Annotated in this window: 7 protein-coding genes; all 7 read left to right on the top strand. The window is 45.5% G+C overall.

Translation table 11 applies throughout. The annotated features are described in order from the left end of the window. Positions 1 to 33: 33 nt before the first annotated feature. The 7 genes from AB4Z30_RS08830 (at position 34) to fabD (ending at position 22,010) form a co-directional block, all read left to right on the top strand. Positions 34 to 876 carry a 3-hydroxyacyl-CoA dehydrogenase family protein gene (locus tag AB4Z30_RS08830; protein WP_441925330.1) on the top strand — a complete coding sequence of 281 codons (843 nt, stop codon included), beginning with the start codon at positions 34 to 36 and terminating at the stop codon, positions 874 to 876. A gap of 15 nt (positions 877 to 891) precedes the next feature. Next, complete coding sequence (locus AB4Z30_RS08825; protein WP_441925328.1) at positions 892 to 1,134, top strand: acyl carrier protein; 243 nt, start codon at positions 892 to 894, stop codon at positions 1,132 to 1,134. Further along, positions 1,131 to 2,282: an acyl-CoA dehydrogenase family protein gene (locus AB4Z30_RS08820; RefSeq protein WP_441925326.1), complete on the top strand. Its 1,152-nt coding sequence runs from the start codon at positions 1,131 to 1,133 to the stop codon at positions 2,280 to 2,282. Before AB4Z30_RS08825 ends, AB4Z30_RS08820 begins: the two co-directional genes overlap by 4 nt. A gap of 471 nt (positions 2,283 to 2,753) precedes the next feature. Continuing rightward, positions 2,754 to 4,040 (top strand): ACP S-malonyltransferase, encoded by a 1,287-nt coding sequence (locus tag AB4Z30_RS08815; protein ID WP_441925324.1) that lies wholly within the window; start codon positions 2,754 to 2,756, stop codon positions 4,038 to 4,040. Continuing rightward, positions 4,037 to 11,269, top strand: coding sequence for a beta-ketoacyl synthase N-terminal-like domain-containing protein (locus AB4Z30_RS08810; protein WP_441925323.1), 7,233 nt, complete (start codon positions 4,037 to 4,039; stop codon positions 11,267 to 11,269). The genes AB4Z30_RS08815 and AB4Z30_RS08810 overlap by 4 nt, the downstream gene beginning before the upstream one ends. Positions 11,270 to 11,327: 58 nt before the next feature. After that, positions 11,328 to 20,690 (top strand): amino acid adenylation domain-containing protein, encoded by a 9,363-nt coding sequence (locus tag AB4Z30_RS08805; protein WP_441925322.1) that lies wholly within the window; start codon positions 11,328 to 11,330, stop codon positions 20,688 to 20,690. Positions 20,691 to 20,732: 42 nt separating this feature from the next. Continuing rightward, the gene (gene fabD / locus AB4Z30_RS08800) at positions 20,733 to 22,010 is read left to right on the top strand and encodes an ACP S-malonyltransferase (protein WP_441925320.1); all 1,278 of its coding nucleotides are present in this window, start codon (positions 20,733 to 20,735) and stop codon (positions 22,008 to 22,010) included. Positions 22,011 to 22,018: the final 8 nt, after the last annotated feature.

The raw sequence follows: 22,018 nt of genomic DNA, 5'->3' as shown, positions 1-22,018 counted from the left end.
ACGCGCAATCATATAGAACGGAGATGAAACTTTGTGAGCCTTAGAATTAGCGTTGTCGGTGCAGGGGTGATGGGAACTGGGATCACACACTTTTTTTCTCAATCGGGCTACTCTGTTAGACTCGTAGATTTATCAGAATCTATTTTGGATAATGCCAAACAGCAAATAAAAAAACAGCAACGTATGTCAACCTTGCTGGGAAGTAATAAGTCACCTGCCTTAAAGCAAGGTAAAACAGAATTCACCCTGGAAATTTCGGACATTGCTGATTCTGATTTCATCGTCGAATGTGTAACTGAAGATTGGGAAGCAAAAAAGCGTGTATACCAAGAGTTAGACAAGTACGTTAATGATAAAACAACCATTTTGGCCAATACGTCTTGCATCTCTATTACTAAAATAGCTTCCTTACTTAGGTACCCTCACAATGTGATCGGAGTTCATTTTATGAATCCCGTCATGCTGATTGAAGGGATAGAAGTTATTAAGGGGTACCACACTTCGCCATCAACTTTATCTAAGACAACAGTGATGTTAGAGAATTTAGGTAAAAAATGCATTGTTGTGAATGATTTCCCCGGTTTTGTGTCAAACCGAATATCTCACTTATTTATGAATGAGGCCGCTTTTATTGTCCAGGATCAAGTGGCAGAGCCGTCAGCCGTAGATCAAATATTCAAATCCTGCTATGGACATAAAATGGGCCCTCTGGAAACAGCCGATTTAATCGGTCTTGATACAGTCGTTAGCTCGCTAAAGGTTCTGTACAATAGTTATCAGGATTCTAAGTTTCGCTGTTGTCCTCTTCTTCAACGAATGGTAGATGCGGGCATGTATGGTGTGAAAAGTGGTGAAGGTTTTTACAAGTATCGTTAATTGGGGGATATGACAATGGAAGACTACAAGGACACGATAAGAAAATTTTTATTGCGTTATCTGAATCGGCAGCACGAATTGAAGGATCACGAGGATATTTTAAAGTCCGGGTATTTTAATTCTTTGTTCATTATGCAGTTAATCGCCTTTATAGAACAAGAATTCGAGATTGTTATTGAGAATGAGGAACTAAGTATGGATAATTTCAGGTCCATAGAGGTGATTAGCAATTTTATTCGTTCGAAAGTGCAAGTGTGATCCGATTGAGAGGTAATCAGGGTTTAAAAGGTGCACTGGCAGAACGCCTGAGCCATTTTGTCAATGCTCACGTTCGTTTCGACGCTGATAATTGGGATCGAAATCGGATTTATCCGATTTCGATCATCCGACAGCTTGGTACTGAGGGGTTGTTGTGTCCGTTTCTTCCCGAGCAATTTGGTGGAGAAGGGGCGGGCATGTTACAGGTTGGCGAAGTATTTGAAGAACTCGGAAAATGGTGCTCTTCTACACGTAGTTTACTCACCGTGCATGGCATGGTAGCTACTGTCATTCATCGCTTTGGAACGGTCCAGCAGAAGAGCACCTGGCTCCCTTCCTTATCGAATGGGAGTTTGACTGCTGCCTTTGCATTATCTGAGAAGGGTGCGGGAAGTGATATAAAAGCGATTGAGACAATTGCTGTCGATCACGGGGATTACGTTGTCTTAAACGGATCCAAGAGTTGGGTTACGTTCGGCCAATGGGCGGATATCTTTCTTGTGTTTGTAAAAATTGGAGGAGAACTCGCCGCTATGTTGATTGATCGCTGTACACCCGGATTAAAGGTAAAGCCTGCAATCGAAATGCTAGGGCTTCGAGCCTCCGGCACGACAGAGATAGAATTCAATGCGTGCATGGTTTCCAAAGCTAATCTTCTTGGTAAGGTTGGAACGGGAATTTCGCTCATTGCAATGACTGCCTTGGATTTTGGCAGATATTCTATTGCTTGGGGCTGTGTTGGCATGGGACAGTCGTGTCTTCAAGAAAGTCTGGATTATGCAGAGAATAGAGTACAATTTGGAATGCCCATTCAGAGTAATCAGTTAGTCAAGAAGATGATTAGCGAGATGGTAGTGGAGAGCAAGGCTGCAAGAGCTTTATGTGAGAAGGTGGCAGAGAGCAGAGAAGACAAACTGCCTGATGCAATAGTTCAGACTTGGGAAGCTAAATACTTAGCATCTAAAATGTCACGTAAAGCATCTGGTTATGCTGTCCAGATACACGGTGCCGCTGGCTGTGTGGGAGGGTCACTGGTGGAACGACATTTTAGAGATGCAAAAATAATGGAGCTAATCGAAGGTACGAATGAAATGCACGAAATTCTCATAGCTGACCAAGCTTTGGCACGGAGGAGGACAAATGGTTAATAGATTCACTAAACACAGCAGATCGCTAGTCAAATGTGTTGTATTGGATCTGGACAATACCATTTTGGAAGTGAACCTTGTCGGAGGATAAAGTAGTCGTTCTGGATTCGCAGTTGATGATATTTATAGAAGAATTGGATAATACAGAATTATACGGCCTAACGCTAGCAAGATTGCCTATGTTCATGTTTGGAGTTAATTGATTGATCCGAAGGTATAATTCTACTCTTCCTATATCCGAATCTGGGATGGAAGCCTATATTGAAATCCATCAAAGATATTGCAGATAAACTAAATCGGGAGCCTGTTTCTTTCTCTTCTTTATAGATGGAGCCACGGAATCATCAGCTTAGTCATGGCAGAGATTGAGTAGGATAAGAAGAGTCGTATCCGCCATATATGAAGGTTACCGTTAACTAAGTCAAGTCGTTTTGGCCATTCAGCGAAACGCTTAAAGGGGAGCGAACTTATTTGCGAAAAATCGGGCTCATCTTCCCGGGACAAGGTGCCCAACATGTTGGAATGGGCCGGTCCCTTTACGAGGAATACGAAACCACAAAGATGGTATTTAGCGAAGCAAGGCAAGTGTTAGGTTACGACTTAAGAAGCATTTGCTTCGATGGTACCCTAAAGGATCTAAGCCGGCTGGAATACGCGTTGCCTGCAATATATGTAGTGAGCATTGCAGCCTACCAAGCATATAAGAGGGACATAGGCATTCACCCTCAATTTGTGGCTGGGCACAGTTTGGGAGAAATTAGCGCTCTCACATGCGGAGGCTTTCTTTCTTTTCAGGATGGGCTGCGAATCGTAATGGAAAGAAGCAGGCTGGCAATGCAGACTGCTCGTTCATGCAAGGCACATATGAGTATTATCGAGGGTCTAACCTCTTCGGAAGTGTCAGGACTGTGTAGTAAAGCATCCGAGTCTATTGGCGGAACAGTTGAGATTGCTTGTTTCAACACAGCCAACCAAGTAGCGGTATCTGGAAACCGGGAAACTCTTCATCTTCTAGAGAACCTATGTAGTCAGTCAGGGGCATCGGTAACTCCCATATTTACGGGAGCACCATTTCATTCTTCATTAATGGACGCAGCAAGGATGGAATTCAAAGAGCTGATGGGAACCGTAACCATTAACAAGCCGCGGTACCCAGTAGTGATGAATGTGAACGCTCTACCAATTATAGATAAAACGCAGGTTGTTGATGCAATGACCAATCAGTTAATTCGTACTGTACAATGGGATGGAACGATGCAGTTTATGTCGAGAAGAGTGACGGAACTCATCGAGATTGGACCGTCCTCGATTTTAACCGACCTGTGCAATCAGGAACATATGCACATCCGTTGTACGGCATACCATCGGGCTGAGGATCGCAAACAACTCAAAAATCGATTAGCAGGTACAAGGACTACGGACGGTGCAATAAGGGAGACCGGGTTCACCTTATCTATTCCAAAAGGTTGCAAGGCGATAGTCGCGGCAACGAGAAATGCAAGTATCGACTCGAGGGATTATGAAGAAGGAGTAGTTAAGCCTTATCGGGAGCTGGAGTCCATTAATAGAAAGTGGGATGCAGAGGGGCTTTATCCTGATCATGCAGCTTCCGAATCGGCATTAACGTTACTTGGAAGAATTCTCGCTGCGAAGCGGGTGCCTCGACAGCAGAGAGTAGAGAAGATTCGAGCCCTTCTTTCCCAAACTGGAGTTCAACATATCTTTTCCGAGTACGTTGAAAGGATCGAAAAAGAATGAAGATAGATTTTCGAATTGATGATTTGTTCAGTAGTGTTCAAAGCAGTGCCAATTCCGAAAATGTCGGAGATCTCCGTGAGGATATCGCAATTATTGGGATTGCTTCACGGTTTCCCAATGCAGATAATACAAACGATTTCTGGAAAGTGGTTAGCCAAGGACTGGATTGTGTGGGTACAATTCCTGATGGAAGAAAGGCTGATGTTGAACAATATTATCGGCATACCGGTCAGTCGATGGAGAAGTTAATATTCGAAGAAGGAGCCTACTTGGATCGAATCGACGATTTTGACTATTCTTTCTTTAAAATATCTCCCAATGAGGCAAACCTTATGGACCCTAACCAGCGATTATTTCTACAAACCGCATGGGAGGTTCTGGAGGATGCTGGGTATGGGGGAGACCAACTGAAAGGAAGCATGACCGGTGTTTTCGTTGGTTTCGGTAATGATAATGAGTACAAAAGACTTATTGACCAATTGTTTCCTTCTCTCGCAGCAATGGCAGCACCGGGAAATATACAGCCGTTCATTGGTTCCCGTATTTCGTACATGTTGGATTTTAAAGGGCCGTCGATGCTTGTCAACACAACTTGTTCTTCATCGCTCGTGGCTGTCCATCTCGCGTGTCAGAGCATTCGAAAAGGCGAGTGCGATCAAGCGATCGCTGGAGGAGTCAAAATTCATGTTCTACCAGTTCGTAAAGAGAGAATAGGAGTAGAAGCATCTGACGGCAGGACTCGCTCTTTTGATGAAGGAGCGGATGGAACCGGACTAGGGGAAGGCACAGCAGCGGTTATGCTTAAGCCATTGTCAATGGCGTTAGCTGATCATGATCAAATTTATGCAGTTGTTAAAGGGAGCGCTATCAATCAGACCGGAACTTCAATTGGACTAACAGCTCCTAATTCAGAAGCACAAAAAGAGGTTATCCTGCAGGCTTGGGAGGATGCTGGTCTCGACCCGGCAACACTATCGATGTGGGAGGCGCATGGCTCAGGCACTCGTTTAGGCGATCCTATAGAAATCGAAGGTATTCGTAAGGCATTCGAAACTCGACGAATTGGAAAGAAACAGTTCTGCGCAATCGGCTCGGTGAAAACGAATATTGGTCATCTTGATAATGTAGCCGGGATTGCCGGATTAATAAAGGCGATTTTGTCCATTAAAAATGGAAAAATTCCGCCTAGTTTGCATTTCGAATATCCTAACAGTGAAATTACATTCCCTGACACGCCCGTGTATGTTAACACGGAATTGAGCGATTGGCCTGAACAAGTCTATCCGAAAAGGTGTGGTGTTAGTTCTTTTGGCATCAGCGGGACGAATTGTCATATTGTGCTAGAGGAAGCTCCTCTGGCAGAGAGCCCAGGGCAGTACGATAATGAGTCGGGAGAGCAACTTCGCGTACTTACCGTATCAGCGGAAACCGAAGCTGGATTGAAGAAACTCCTTAAATCATGGCAGACGTATGTCTTGGATAATGAGATTGACGAGCTTTGCTACACAGCTAACACCTCCCGTTCCCACTATCAATGTAGAGTCGCGATCATTGCCACTAACAGTCAAGAGCTCCATGATAAGCTGGAACAATTGGTCTATGAATTGTGTCATGATCCGAACCGCGGTATTTTCGTTGGTCTTCCTATAGATAAGGAGACGGAGCAGCATGTTGAACAAGATTGGGATATCGATGTGCTCAAGACAACTATGTTCAGACCGCTAACTACAGACAAATCGGCCTTAACATCAATCCGAAATTTATGTGAGAGCTACAGGCGTGGGGCTGAGGTGCCTTGGCAACTAATTTATGAAGATAAGGAGATTCGGAAAACTAGCATTCCAACGTATCCCTTCCAGACTAGCCGATGCTGGTTACCTTATACAGACATTGAAGCGGAATCCCCTTCATTGTTATCTGCACACTGGATAGTTGAAGAATTGTCACTTGTTGCTTCACTGGAACGTCGGCGTGATGAACGTGATGACAAGGAAGGCTTTATCGTGGTGTTTAATGACAATAGTGGAATTGGTGATCGATTAATTAAAGCGTATCGTTCAGCTAAAATTGGGGTTCTAGAAGTATGCCTTGGCGATCGATACAGCCGTATAGGCGAGGACTGTTTCACGGTAGGAATAGATTATAGTAGCTTTCGAGAACTATATGAGCATTTAAGGTATTTTAAGATCACCCGAATCATACACATTGCATCCGTCTCACTTAATGATAAACCATCGAAACAAGGCTATTCGAATTCGAAATTGCATCTGGATCTGCTTAATAAGGGTTTAATCAGCTTTTATTATTTCATTCAGCAGTTTATGAACTATAAATTTACGCAGGAAACAGAAATTATTCTCATTTCGAATCATGTCTACGAGGTAACTCGTAGGGAGCCGTATCTGAATCCAGTAAATGCAGCGTTGTATGGGCTCGGAAGAACCGTTCGTCTGGAGGGACCGTTCCTATGTCGGGCTATCGACATCGATGACGTGACCACGACTGAACAACTTCTGAATGAAATTGCTAGTCCCTTCAAGAATTACTCGGTTGCGTATCGGGAAGGAACTCGTTATGTGGAGAAGTGGCGATTGCATGAGGAAGAATCATTACCAATTGCAAGAGAGAGTTTTGCCGAGCACGATGACGTATTTGTAGTAGCGGGCGGTGCGGGCGGTATAGGGTTGGAGATTATGCTAGAGCTCTCCCAAACAACAAGGCTCCGTTTTGCTGTCATTGGAACGACTCGATTCCCTGAGAAAGAGCATTGGCGGGACATTTTGGTTGAACATCATAACGAGCAGTTACGTAAAAAAGTTGATATTCTTGGCAGGATCGAAAAGAATGGTTCTACAATTACTTTTTACGAGGCAGATATTGCCGATGATGCTGGTTTGCAGTGTGTGCTTGATCAGATCAGAAGCTCAGAAGGACCGATTCGAGGTGTGATTCATAGTGCGGGGAAACCGGGACAAGGGGCATTGGTGAACAAAACGCCTGAAGCCCTTTGGAGGGTAATCGATCCCAAGATTAAGGGTACTTTAAATCTTCACGCCCTTACCAAGGATGATCCGCTTCGAGCGTTTATTTTATTCTCATCAGTGACATCATTGTCTGGAGAGCCTGGTCAGGGTGATTATGCAGCAGCTAATCACTTCCAGGATGTTTTTGCCGCATACCGTCGTAGAACACACCCACACCAGAAGACCATAACTATCGGCTGGTCGGCGTGGGAGAATACTGGAATGGCGAGATTGCACGACAACAGCAGAGAAGAGGGCATTTTTAAGGCGTTATCCGTAAATGTAGCGCGGAGCCTGTTTACCCAAATATTGTCCTTGTCATGTCAGTATGTTGCTGTAGGACTTGTGCAGCAAGGAGGCCATATATATGGTCGGTCAGCCGAGAGTCTTGGCATCGGTTTATCGGAACCATTAAGAGCCAAGCTTCATAGGGCAAACGGTACAGAGGGGGCGACCAGTTCTATCATCCATGGTGCTTCGAATAAACAGTGGGAAGCGGTCGCGAGCACTATAGGCGAGGTGTGGTCCCAAGTATTGGGCTATAGAGAATTTCATATCAATGATAATTTTTATGAAATAGGTGGCAACTCCATATTGCTCACACAGGTTTATGAAAGGCTGGTGACTCATTACCCTGGTATGATTTCCGTTACTGATCTGTTCGCTCATCCCACGATAGAACGGTTAGCGGTCTATATTGGGGAACAGGCAGTTGGTAAGATCTCCGGACCAACCGGCCCTCGTTTGCAAGCCGCTCCAAAGGGACAAGACATTGCGATCATTGGTTTAGCTACGCGGATGCCTTATGCAGATAATACAAGTGATTTTTGGAATAATCTAGTGAGTGATCTGGATTGCATTCAACGATATCCGGAGGCGCGGGTGAGAGACAGCGAACCCTATCTGTTCTTTCTAAGACAGACAGGGAAAGACGTCTCTTACGCAGAGGGCGGCTATATGGAGCGAATTGATGATTTCGATTATCGCTTCTTTAATCTATCGTACAAAGAAGCTAGCATGATGGATCCGAATCAAAGATTGTTTCTGCAGACAGCATGGCAATCATTGGAGGACGCAGGATATGGAGGCAACCGGCTAAGAGGGAGCAAAACAGGAGTTTTCGTCGGCCATATTGGAATGCCTGTTTATGGTCAAATGATAACTATGCTCGATCCTGAATCAGCCCCACTAGCGCTTTCTGGCAATGTCACGTCGGTCATTGCAAGTCGGATATCCTATTTGCTTGATTTCAAAGGGCCTAACTTAGTGGTCGATACTGCATGTTCCTCTTCGCTTGTAGCCGTGCACTTGGCATGCCAAAGCATACGAAATGGGGAGTGTGATCAAGCGATTGCAGGAAGTGTGAAAATAATTCCTTCGCCGATTGCAGGCCTTAGCGGCATTGGAATAGATTCAAAATCCAACAGGACGCGAACGTTTGATAATAGTTCGGATGGAACAGCCTGGGGCGAGGGCGTTGTGTCCTTTCTACTAAAGCCACTCGACCGCGCAGTAGAGGATGGAGATCATATCTATGCAGTAATTAAAGGTGGGGCGGTCAATCAAGATGGTCGTTCAACCGGAATTACATCTCCGAATCCGATTGCGCAGGAAGAGCTCCTGCATGAAGCTTGGGTAAATGCTGGAATTGAGCCGGAAACCATAACTTACATAGAGGCTCATGGTACAGGGACTAGGCTTGGAGACCCGATCGAGATTAGTGCAATCCGTAAAGCATTCTCTCATTACACAGACAAGCAACAATTTTGTGCGATAGGTTCAGTCAAAACCAATATCGGTCATTTGGACCATTGTTCCGGAGCAGCGGGGCTACTTAAAACGGTATTATCTTTAAAGAACAGGATCATTCCATCGAGCTTACATTTTGAAAGTCCAAACCGAAACATTGATTTTGCGGATTCAGCGGTGTACTTTGCCGACAAGATGATTACGTGGAATGCTGATGTGCTTAGGTGCGGAGTGAGCTCGTTCGGATTGTCGGGAACCAACTGTCACTTGGTGTTGGAAGAGCCCCCGAATGATGAGCAACAAACTGATAAGTCTGAAGGAGATGTAGAGGTATTCACTGTGTCCGCTTCAAGCAAGCAAGCGCTGATGGCCATAATTGAAGAGCTCATTACTTATCTCCCATCTCAGCGGTCTTCCAATTTACGATCAATTTGCTACACCATGAATACAGGACGTGGTCATCATCAGTATCGGATTGCCACGCTAGTTCGAGATAAAGCTTCCTTGCTCCGGCAACTGAGGGTCTTTGCAATAAGAGGACTGGTTCAGCCTGAGGTAGAGGATATGTTTTACGGAACTGGAGTAAAGGAGGGCTCTCAGGGATTATTGTCGTTGTTGGGGACCGAACAATTGCCAATGGGACCTTTCGAAATTTGTAAAGCATATATCGCGGGCAAAGAAATCAACTGGGAACTATGGTATGGAAATAGAGTGCCTAGAAAAACTAATCTCCCCGTTTACTGTTTTGATAAAGACCGCTGCTGGTTTGAAACCAACGGACTTGCAGTAAACTTTATGGCTCCTGTTGGAGACAGTACAGTAAGCGATGTTCGGGATAAAGGTGTCACACTGCGCGGGGAACTGGAGCACAGAGAAATTGCAATCCGACTTTCCAAAGTTTGGCAGGGGATTCTAGGGATTCAAGATGTCGGCCCTGAAGATGATTTCTTCGAAAGTGGGGGCGATTCAATCACAGCAATGATGCTTTCCACCCGGATCTCTAAAGAGTTTGGTTGTGATATTCCGGTTTCGAAGCTTTTTGAAGCGTCAAGTTTTGGTGAGCAGGTAACAGTAGTCGCGGCTGAAGAATGTAGAGGAGCAGTGTTGCCAGTTGTGTCCTCCCCTCCTAGTAAGCATAACTATTACCCTCTTACATCTGCTCAGAGGAGCATTTATATTCAGCATGCACTCTCAAATAATAAGTTGCTCTATAATGAGACGCATGCCTATCGGGTAAAAGGGAAATTCGATTCAAAAAGGCTGGAGCAAGTTATCCAGCAGCTTATCAATCGTCACGATTCTCTGCGGACCTCCTATGTGAATAGAGAAGGGGAACTGATGCAGTTCGTATATGAGGGACTCCCTTTTCGGCTGAAAGTAGAGAATGTAGAGGATGAAGATGTAGATAACGCGATTCGAACCTTTAGTCAACCGTTTGCACTGGACAAGCCGCCTCTGTTAAGAATGAAGTTGCTCGATCTGAAGGGGAGCGAGCAGGTACTGCTACTGGATACACATCACATCTTGATGGACGGCAGTTCAATGGAGATTCTATCCCGTGAAATTAAGCAGCTTTATGAGGGGGCTGAGCTTCCTCCGCTTCCGATCCAAATGCAGGATTACGCTGTTTGGCATAATGATTATGTACAAGGTGAGAAGTGTTTGAAACAGGAACGTTACTGGCTATCCGAGTTTGCGAAATATCCGTCTGCATTGCGTTTGCCAGCCGTGCCTACGCAATCGCAAGATACGTGCAGCACGAATGCAATCGTTCGTTTTGCCCTTGCCAATGACGTGGTCGACAAGCTTCAGGAGAGGACGCACGCGACCCCATTCGTTCTGGCACTATCTGCTTTAAAGGCCGTGCTTGGCAGAACTTGTGGGATGGAGGATGTGACGGTAGGGATTCCTGTACTTGGACGACCGATCGAGGAAGCACAATCCCTTATTGGCATGTTCGTGAACATGTTAGCCATCCGCAGCCAACCTCTTAAGCATCTTACGTTTGACGAGTATGTCTCACAAGTGAAGCGTAAAGTCGCTGCAGGCTTAGACAATCAGGATTACCCACTAGATCTATTGATGGATAAACTGCGTAATCAAGGCCCTGATCGACATCCTTTGTTCAACGTGGTCCTAATTTTCGAGCATTATAATGAAGAAAAGGGTAGATTTGAGGATGGAGAAATCAAGTTAAGTCCCATGCAGAGCAATCTCCGCAAAGCCAGATATGATCTAGTGCTTCATGTCGTGGTCACAAAGAGTGGTTGGGAATGTAGCTTCTTGTATGCCCCTGCTACATTGGAGTCCAACACAGCTTTCAATTTTGCTGAGAACATTGTGCGAGTGATGGAAGTGGCAGCAGATCGGCCGGAAGCAACTATTCTGGAGTTGAATTCAGCAGGAAGAGGAAGCGGTTCTACGGACTTATTTGATATGGCGGATTTCGAGTTCTAAGCTAAATATAAAGTTTTCGCTGGGTTGAGAACTTGTGGGAAGGAAGGGGGAGTTGTAGTTGCAACTGGAACGGTCAACACAGGAGTCGGCTTACCCTAGACAAACGGCCTATTGGTTGAACAAGCTGGCCAATTGTCCAAGGGGAAGTGCAATACCATACGATTTGAATCGGAACACACCCCGACAATATGTTAAAGGACACCGCAGAGTGCAGCTTGACCATGAGGTCAGCGAATCACTGCTACGGCTCAGTAAAGGTTCAGATATATCGGTTTATCTGACGGCATGTGCATTGCTGAAGTTTATCCTGCATCGATGCTCCAGGGAAGAGGATACAGCAATAATCGGCTATCCTATAAATGCGAACGGTAGCGAGCTGTTATTTTACGACCAAATTGATTCCCAGGATACATTTAAAATATTGCTATTGCAGGTTCGGGAAACCGTTATCAATGCGAACGAAAACCGACAAGCCTCATGGCGAAATGCACTATCAGTGGGTCTGGCAGATGATGTTTTCAGGGAGCCTTATTTCGGAATTGCCTGTCTCTCTACTAACCTTCATAAGGATGCCGTATTCCAGAGCGATCGCTACGATTTTCAAGTTGTCATTGATCGCAGTGATCGCGAGGTTTCCTTGGAGATTTGGTACAACACTTTCCATTACGCAGCTGAGACTATTAATAACTGGCTGCGAATCCTGAAGCATGCCTTTCAGGTATGCTTGGCTAACCCATCATCGCGTCTTTATGAATTTCCATTGCAATCGAAGGAAGATGAGTCTGCCATGCTGGCAGTATTAACGCCGGCGGCTATACCATATCCAGGCCATGAAACATTGCAGGCACTTTTTGTTAATCAGGCAAACATGAATCCCGATGACATTGCTCTACGGTTTCAGGACAAATACTGGACGTATCGGGCGCTCCTGCAACGCACCGCTCAAATTGCCACCTATCTTAAAGGCCAAGGAATAGGTCCAGAAGACAGAATTGCCGTTGTGACCGAAAGGGGCGCAGACGCTGTCATTGGTATTCTCTCGACGCTTATGGCGGGAGCAGCCTATGTCCCGATTGACCCGGAATATCCGAATGAACGAGTCGAATATATACTTATGGATAGCAGTGCGGCGTTTATTCTGACGCAGAGCCATCTACTACACAGGTTTGGAGAAAAGCCTTGTCTTTCCCTGGACACATGGGAGTCTGAAAAGTGTCCATCTCAAGTAGAAGTAGAATTGCTAGGATCGTGCAGCAATCTGGCCTATGTAATGTATACCTCAGGCACTAGTGGAACACCTAAAGGCGTACTTGTTGAACATCGGCATGTGATAAATACTCTATATTGGTTCATTAAGCGCTATGAAGTCGGGCGTGGCACGAATGTCTTGCAGATGACAAATTTAGTGTTTGATCCTAGCATTGAACAAATGTTTGGAAGTTTATTAACCGGTGCTACACTTCATTGTATCCCGAAGGACATACTTTTGGATAAGCGTAGATTTCTTCAATATGTAAGGGAATCTGAGATTCATCTTCTTAATTTTACACCTTCTTCCATGAAGGTGCTGTTCACGGCGCACGAACGAATTCCTTCGGTGCGTTCCGTCATATGCGGCGGGGAAGCATTGGATGAGAAGCTGAAAGACGAAGTATTGGCGTTAGGATATCAGTTGCATAACCACTACGGCCCGACGGAAGTCTCCATCGACGCGTTGGCCTGCGAATGTATTCTCGACCAGCCGGTTATGCTGGGTAAGCCAGTTTCCAACACGATGATGTATGTCATGGACGAGACAATGCAGCTACAGCCATTCGGTGCAGTAGGCGAACTATGCATTGCTGGAAAGGGACTGTCGAGAGGGTATCTAAACGACACGATGTTAACTGTCGAGAAGTTTGTCGATAACCCGTATTTACCTGGTCAGAAGCTATATCGAACGGGTGATATAGTGCGGTGGCTCACGGATGGATCGGTAGAGTATATTGGAAGGATGGACAGCCAGACCAAAATTCGTGGGATTCGCATAGAACTCCGGGAAGTGGAAAGTTTGATTCAAAGGCTAGCTGGAGTTGAAGAAGCGATTGTAATAGCTAAGACCGACAGCATGGGAGAGAAGGAGCTTCATGCTTATTTGACTTTCAAAAATAGTTCTTCCATACAGGATGAAAATCTAATCAAGGAACGGTTGTCTAGTATGGTACCGAATTACATGATGCCTTCCCAAATTTACATTTTAGATCAAATACCTCTGAATGCGAACGGGAAAGTCAATTATTCTACATTACGAGCACTGAAGGAAACGCAAAGTTCCAGTCCGTATGAGCCACCGCAGACGGAGATAGAGTTCAGACTTGCCCGATTGTGGAGTGACATTCTGGGGAAACGTGAAATCGGCGTGAAGGATAATTTCTTCGAGCATGGTGGTAATTCGCTTAGAGCAACACGCTTAATCGCCAGCATCTATCAGGAATTTCAAGTGGAATACCCGCTGGACCGAATATTTGTCGCTCCGACTATTCGAGTAATGGCGACGGAACTCGAGCATCTAAATAAGTCAATTTATCAAGATATCCCCAAGCAAGAGAAGCTTCCTTATTATCCGGCTTCTTCGCCGCAGAAGCGGCTTTACTTCCTACGTCAACTGGAAGGGATGGAAAAAGTGTACAATCGTCCGGTCGTTTTCCAGTTAACCGGGGAAATGAACGTAGAGCGCCTAGAACATGCGATAAAGGCACTTATAGCAAGGCATGAGTCGCTTCGCACCGCATTTGAACTGGTCGGGAATGAAGTGGTGCAACGAATCTATGATGAAGTGGAATTTGCAGTCGAATACGAAGAGTTTACGGGGGGAGAGCCCGACGCTCTGATCGAGCAGTTTATCAGACCTTTTGATTTGGGGTGTGCACCGTTATTTCGTTGTCGACTTTCCAAATTAGAGAAGTCAAAATATATTTTGCAATTTGATATGCATCATATTATTGCCGACGGGATATCGACCAGCATTCTAATGGAAGAGTACCTCATGCTATACCAGAATGGGGAGAATGCAGCCTCAGCGTTGCAATACAAGGACTACACGATGTATCTGCAGCAAGTAAACGAGTCGAGATGGTCCGAGATGGAACGATTCTGGATGGACCATCTGTCGGGGAGTTCCCCGATTCAGCATGTTCCCGCTGATTTTACTAGGCCGGCTATACAAAGCACGCGCGGCGATCAAATTGAGTTTGAACTCGACCCACAGCTTAGTGCAAAGGTTAGACAGATGGGTTCCCGATATCAAACTACATTGTTCATGGTACTTCTTGCAGCTTTCAATGTGCTCCTTAGCAAGTATTCGGGGGAAAGTGAGGTCATCATTGGTACCCCTGTAGCAGGACGCCGACATCCCGGTTCTGAGAAAATTGTCGGTATGCTCGCAAATACGATAGCTCTGAGGCATTTCGCAAGCCCTGAGAAATCATTTATAGATCTACTAACGGAAGTGAAGCAGAATGCACTCCAAGCGTTTGAATATCAAGAGTATCCATTTGAGCAGATTGTCGATAAGCTAAGCCCGGATCGGGATTTGAGCAGAAACCCGCTTTTCGATACGATGTTTGTTCTGCATAATGTGGACAATATTGGTGATATTTTAGAACCTTCTGCAAAATTTAATCGTGAAATCAATGACATCCAGTTTGAACCTATCAATGTTGATTTAAAATCAACGTACTTTGATCTATTTTTCGAAGGATATGAGATAAACGATATCATTCGGTTCCGATGGATGTACTCCACCGATTTATACGCAAGCGAAACGATGGAGAGGTTGAGTCGACATTTCGTCCATCTTCTTACACAGTTGGCTGATCGACCAGAGGAGAGGCTAGCCGATCTCCATCTGCTTACTGCTTCGGAGCGTGAATTCATTCTGAATGAATGTAACTTCTCGGACATGGTCCCACTGCCGTATGACACAGTAAATGAATGGTTCGAGACACAAGCCTTAGATTATGGTGAAAATGTAGCTTTAGTTCACGGTGTAGAAAAGCTGACATATAAAGAGCTTGATGTGAGGTCAAATCAGATAGCGCACTGGCTATACAGTCGGGGCATCACAACCGGAACGGTTGTTGGTATCATGCTTGATCGTTCAATTGAAATGCCAGTTACAGTTCTTGGTATCATGAAGGCTGGAGCGATTTGTTTGCCGCTGAACCCGCTTGATCCTGCCGAGCGCAATCGTGTGATTCTATCGGATGCATTGGCTGAACTGGTCATTACACACTCGAAGGTCCTGTGCCGAACTGAAATTCATATTCCTTGCGATTATGTTGCATTAGATGCGCACTGGGAATCGGTCCTTCTCCAACCAGAAACGGCCTTGAGTTCCACCCATGATGGGGAGGATGCTGCCTATATCGTCTATACCTCGGGATCAACAGGTAAACCGAAAGGTGTGTTGATGAAGCATACGAACCTCGTCAACTTGATCCATGCGCAGAACCTTTCGGGGGAAATTGACTTTCGTTGTAAAATTCTGCAATATGCAAACCTCACGTTCGACGTTGCCATGCAAGAACTTTGTTCCGCGCTTCTGAATGGTGGAGAGTTGCACATTGTGGACGCCAGCTTAAGGAACGACCTATCGGCATTGTTGCATTATGTTAAAGTGCAGAGTGTGGAGGTCGTGTTTCTTCCTTCGGCCTTGGTCAACTACATGTTCCGAAGAAAGGAGCATGCGGATGGATTGAGGACAGTTAAACACATAATTGTTGCTGGCGAGGCTTTAATGTTTACAGAGGGCATTCGACATCTTATCAAAGAATATGGTGTAGCGGTTCATAATCATTATGGACCTTCAGAGACTCATGTTGTGACTACTCACATCGTTGATCCGGAGTCGGATAGTAGGGGTTCAGTACCTATAGGCAAGCCGATTGCTAACGTTCGTGTGTATATTATGAACGACAATATGCAGCTACAACCTCCAGGTATTATCGGGGAGCTATGTATCGGTGGCCAGGCCGTTGGAGCGGGCTATGTTGGAATGCCTGAGCTTATGGAGCAGAAGTTCATTGCTAATCCGGAAAGCCCCGGAGAGTGGATGTATCGAACAGGAGACCTCGCCCGTTGGCTTCCTGATGGGAAGATTGAGTTCCTCGGAAGAATTGACCGCCAGTTGAAGATTAAAGGCTATCGCATTGAACCTGCGGATATCGAATGGCATTTAATGCAGCATTCTGAAATTCGGCAGGCTGTAGTAGTGGATGCCGAACTGGGGGATGACGTAAAAGGTCTAGCCGCATTCATGGTGTGCGACGGAACGATCGATCTTGCGGAAATCAAGCGGTTATTGGCTGAACGGTTGCCCTCTTACATGATACCTGAGCACTTTGTAATTGTGGAGGATGTGCCGCTCACAGCTAACGGGAAAGTTAATAAACAGGTCTTGTTGTCGTATCTTCCCAATACACGGTTAGGACAAACGATTGAGGAAAATGCACTGAGCGAAGCTGAACGGACAATGTCGTACATTTGGAGAGAGCTGTTGGGCATGGATACTTTAGGCATCCTTACTCATTTCTTTCAAGCCGGAGGTGATTCGCTGAAAGCGATGATGTTGATTATGGAGGTGAACTCCCGTTTTCGTGTAAATATACCACTCCACAAGCTATTCCAAGCACCTGTCTTGAGAGACTTCACTGCAGAGGTCGAGGCAATGGCTGCGAAGGGGGAAGTTGCAGTTACCACTCATAATACGCAGCACAATGAACTGGGTAATCATTTCTATCCGGTATCTTTCAACCAGAAGCGGCTTGCAATCTTAGATAAGCTGGGTGGAGAGAGTATCGCTTACAATCTTCCAGCTGCGTTTGCCATCAACGGAGAAGTGGATCTTGAGAAACTCAATGCTTGTGTGAAGCGTTTGGTTGATCACCATGAGTCTCTGCGAACATCCTTTATTGTAAAAAATGGAAAGGTTGAACAGATCATTCATGATCGAATTGATATTGAGATTGAGCAATCTGAGCTGAATGGGGCTAGCGATGAAGATACTGAGGCACTGATTAGGTCATTCGTGAAACCCTTCTCACTAGATCGCGCACCGCTGTTCCGTCTGAAGCATGTGAGGATGAGTGCAACTAAAAGTCTACTGCTCTGGGATATGCATCACGTTATCTCAGATGGCATCTCTCTGCAGATTTTGTTGGACAACTTGTCGCAGCTATACTCGGGCAACGAAATACAACAGCTTAACTTTACGTATAGGGATTATGCCGGATGGCAGAATGAGGCGCTTATTTCAGGTGCATGGGAACAGCAGGAGGAATTTTGGCTCTCTCAGTTTGCCACCCAAGTGCCTCTTCTGGAGTTGCCCATGGACTTCACAAGACCTGATGCAAGAACCTATTCAGGTGACAAACTTGAGTGGGTGTTAAGCAAGTCGCTAACAGGGCGTATTAACCAAGCGGCGATTGATATGAATGTAACGCCATTCATGTTCCTCCTTACCGCCTACTATATTCTGCTTTATCGATTTAGCGGTCAGGAGGACATAACAGTCGGGACAGCGGTTTCCAATCGCAACTATCCTGGTTCAAGTGAGATGGTAGGTAACTTTGTAAACACACTAGCATTACGCCAATATTTCCGTCCAACAACGACTGTGCGTGAATTTCTGGTGAGTGTTAGGGAGGGAACAGTTGAAGCGTTCGAAAATGTAGATTACCCATTTGAACTGTTGGTGGACAAGCTCAATCTGCCCAGGTATCCTAGCCGGCATCCATTGTTCGATACCATGTTTACGCTACACAAGATGCAACGGTCAACACCATTCATTGAAGGAGCAGAGGTCACGGTTCAGCCGATAAAATGCGGTGTTTCACGCTTCGATGTATCTGTTGGCCTGACGGAGTTCGAGGGGGAAATCGCCTTGGACGTTGAATACAGCACAGAGCTGTTTAAGAAAGAAACGATGGTTCAATTCGGGGATTGTTATCTGAATATTTTGATTCATATGTTGGAACATTTGGATTGCAGTATAGCAACAATCGACTTGCTCACGCCGGAAGACCATGCCAAATTGGTGCAGCCTGCCCCAACCTTCACTGGATCTGAAGATACGGTGGTTGACTGGTTCGATAGACAAGTCGATGCCAATCCCGGCTTAATTGCGTTGCATGCAGGGGGCCGATCGCTGACTTACGGGGAACTGCGGGAACGAGCAGAACACGTTGCCGCAGCATTGATCGAGAGAGGGATCCTCGAGGATGCAGTTGTAGGAATTATCTCGGATCGTCGAGTAGAGCTGTGGATAGCGATGCTGGGTGTTTTGAAGGCAGGGGGAGCTTTCCTGCTTATCGATCCAGAAACTCCAGCACAGCGTTTGGAGGATATGCTTCAGGACAGCGGTGTTCAGCAGTTGATTACAATCACTACTCTGGCGAAACCATTGCCGTTTGGGAAATGGAACGAGGTGGATTTCGAACAACTAGATGAAGATATGCCAAAAGGTCATATGGTACGCTCAAGGTTAAAGGCCGACCGACTGGCTTATGTCATTTATACTTCGGGTTCGACGGGCAAACCAAAGGGTGTAATGATTGAACACCGTTCGGTCACATCATTTTTTCATGCTATTTCTGAACAAGTGTCGTTTGCCCCAGGCAGAAAAATACTTGCGTTGACATCGGTTACCTTCGATATTTTTATTCTCGAAGCGCTTCTACCTCTGGTATCGGGAATGGAAATTGTGATAGCAGACTCCAATGATCAACGGGATTATGATAAGCTCAGCGCTCTTATCAGTCATCACAATATTAATATGTTGCAAATGACGCCTTCACGACTCACTTTATTTCTAAAATCGGAATCAACAAGACGTAGCTTGTCGAACATTGCTGATATCTTAATCGGAGGAGAATCATTGCCGCTTGCATTATGCAGGGTGCTGATGGACGTTACATCCGCAGCAATCCATAATGTTTACGGACCCACCGAAGCTACAATTTGGTGTGCTATTAAACGAATTGAGTCTGCAGATGACATCACCATCGGCTTGCCGTTATCGAATACGAAATTTCGGATTCTCGACAAGTATGGGCAACCCGTCCCATCCTTCGTTCCTGGTGAGCTATACATCGCAGGACTGGGGTTGGCTCGGGGGTATATGACTTCAGAAGTGCTTACAGCTGAACGATTTGTGCCGGATTTACATGATGATAAGCATCGTATGTACCGAACGGGAGACGCGGCTAAGTGGACGTCTTCAGGAGAAGTAATACTACTTGGGCGATTGGATAGACAAGTCAAGGTTCGAGGTTATCGGATCGAGCTAGGGGAGATTGAGGCACAGATCGCTAAGCATCCGGATGTCGAGGAATGCGCAGTCATCCAATCGTCTGACTCCCCCGATGAGATGCTAGGGTTTTATGTTACTAGAGCGGACCGAGAAGTAACTAATATGTATGCCCATCTCAGTCTGCTGCTTCCGCGGTACATGCTACCGGATCAGCTTCTCGAGTTGGATGTCCTGCCTCTTACGTCTAACGGCAAAGTGGACTATCATACATTGGCTCGTTATCGGCTACCAGAATCGAAGGGAACGACTGATGCAATAATTGAGTCGGAATGGCAGGGTCGCTTGTTGGAAGCATGGTCTTCCGTACTTAGATATTCTGCACTTCATGTGAACGATAATGTGTTCGAGCATGGAGCCAACTCGCTAAAGGTCATCGATGTCTACGACAAATTAGCTGATCGCCTACCAGGACACGTAACCATTGCGGACTTTTTCGCCTACCCTACGATTCGATTACTAGCAGAATGGATGGAGCAGAGCAATAATCATACTGCTTCTGATCGAATGTTCACCTTGTCGTTCAAAGATAATCTACTATTAAATGATCTGAGAAAAGTTAAGTCGAATAAGGTTCAAGTCCGTTTTCCATCGAAGCTTAAGGAAGGGGCTTATCATTACGCGGAATCCTTAAGGGCTCGTTTGGAGGACACTCTAAGGGCTGTGTTAGCCTACACGCTTTACGAGGTGACCGAGGATTCAATGATTGCATATCTTCGTCCGATGTCTGAGCGGAATAAGATATTTATCGAACATATTGACTTTCAAATGTGCGAAGACATCAAGGATGTCATCCGCTTACTCAGCAGTGAAACGAAAAATGCAGAGATATTGAGTATTCCCTCGGCAGTTGCGAAAACTTCTTCTCAAAGATCGTTGCTCTATATCGAAGGAACGGAAACGGGAGGAGCAACGATTGATTCATTCGATCTCATCATGAGAGCGGATTCTCAGCCGTTGGATATCATAATCTACTGCGAATACGACGTCAATCGTTGGGCAGCTGATACTGTTAAGGATTTGCTAAAACGATGGATCAGGAACATGGAGTCGTTATTTTTGAACATGCCATAAAGATGACTATATTCCAGCAACCGTTAAAAAGGAGAAAACAAAATGAGAATAGCACTGTTGTTTCCAGGTCAGGGTTCACAGTATGTGGGGATGGGTAAAAAGTGGTTCGATCAGTGGGACGTGGCCAGACAAACGTTCGAAGAAAGTGATGAGGCCCTGGGATTTGCACTTTCGAAACTTTGCTTCGAGGGGGATCCCGAGACACTAACAGCAACAGAGTTTGCTCAGCCGGCAATTCTTACAGCTAGCATAGCAGCGTATCGCGTCTATAAGTACAATGGAGGATTGACGCCAGACTATCTAGCTGGGCATAGCCTAGGAGAAATTTCGGCATTAGTGGTCAGTGGTGCAATTTCTTTTGCCGATGCGGTTCGTCTGGTAAGACTCCGCGGATCATTGATGACACAATCGCTCGGTGACAATATCGGTGCAATGATTGCTGTCAGCGGTTGCGAAGAGGAACAGGTCAGAAAGTTATGCCGTTTGCACTCTACGGATGAGAGCATAGCTGTTATATCGAATTATAACTCTCCCAATCAACTCGTTGTATCTGGTAACAAGCTGGCAGTTGAACGTGTAGAGGGAGCTTTGAAAAAAGAAGGTGGAGAAGTGGTGTATCTGAAGGTGAGCGCCCCTTTTCATAGCCCGTTAATGGAGGAGGCGGCTCACCGATTTGAAGAAGCGCTAAAGACCATTAAGTATAGCGATCTTCAAATCCCAGTAATCTCCAATATTTATGCAAAACCCTACCAGAGCAAAGAAACGATTGTTGAGTTATTAAGCAGACAAATTGTGGAGCCTGTTCGTTGGAACGGTACGATGAAGTTTTTAGTATCAAAGGGCATCGATACAGCTGTCGAGCTTGGCCCTAAGAAGATACTGAAAAATCTATTCAAGAATTATCCTTCTGTTCGCGCCTTCTCGTTTGATTTGGCTGATGATGTTGAGCAGTGGAGCGCTCTGAGCGTGCCAGAAGTGCAAAGTGAACGTGAATCCAAAATGAAACTGATCAGCCGTTGTTTAGCGATTGCCGTATGCACCCGCAACCGCAATTGGGATAACGAGGCATATGAGAGGGGTGTATTAATGCCTTATCGTCGAATAAAAGTGCTGGAAGAGCAACTTGAAACCACAGGGCGCGAACCAAACTACGAGGAGCTTGAAGAAGCAATGGATATGCTGCGGAGCGTATTTGAGACGAAACTTACACCTGAAGAAGAGCAGCGCGAGCGGTTTGAGCAATTAATGAGAGAGACTAACATCAATCAGTTTCAGCCCAATTTCATTGACATGACTGGGAGTCGCGTTCTTGTCGAGTAAGGAGCAGT

The organism is Paenibacillus sp. 2TAF8 (genome assembly GCF_052114825.1).
GTDB lineage: Bacteria > Bacillota > Bacilli > Paenibacillales > Paenibacillaceae > Paenibacillus.
This window is presented reverse-complemented; position numbering and strand designations above follow the sequence as displayed.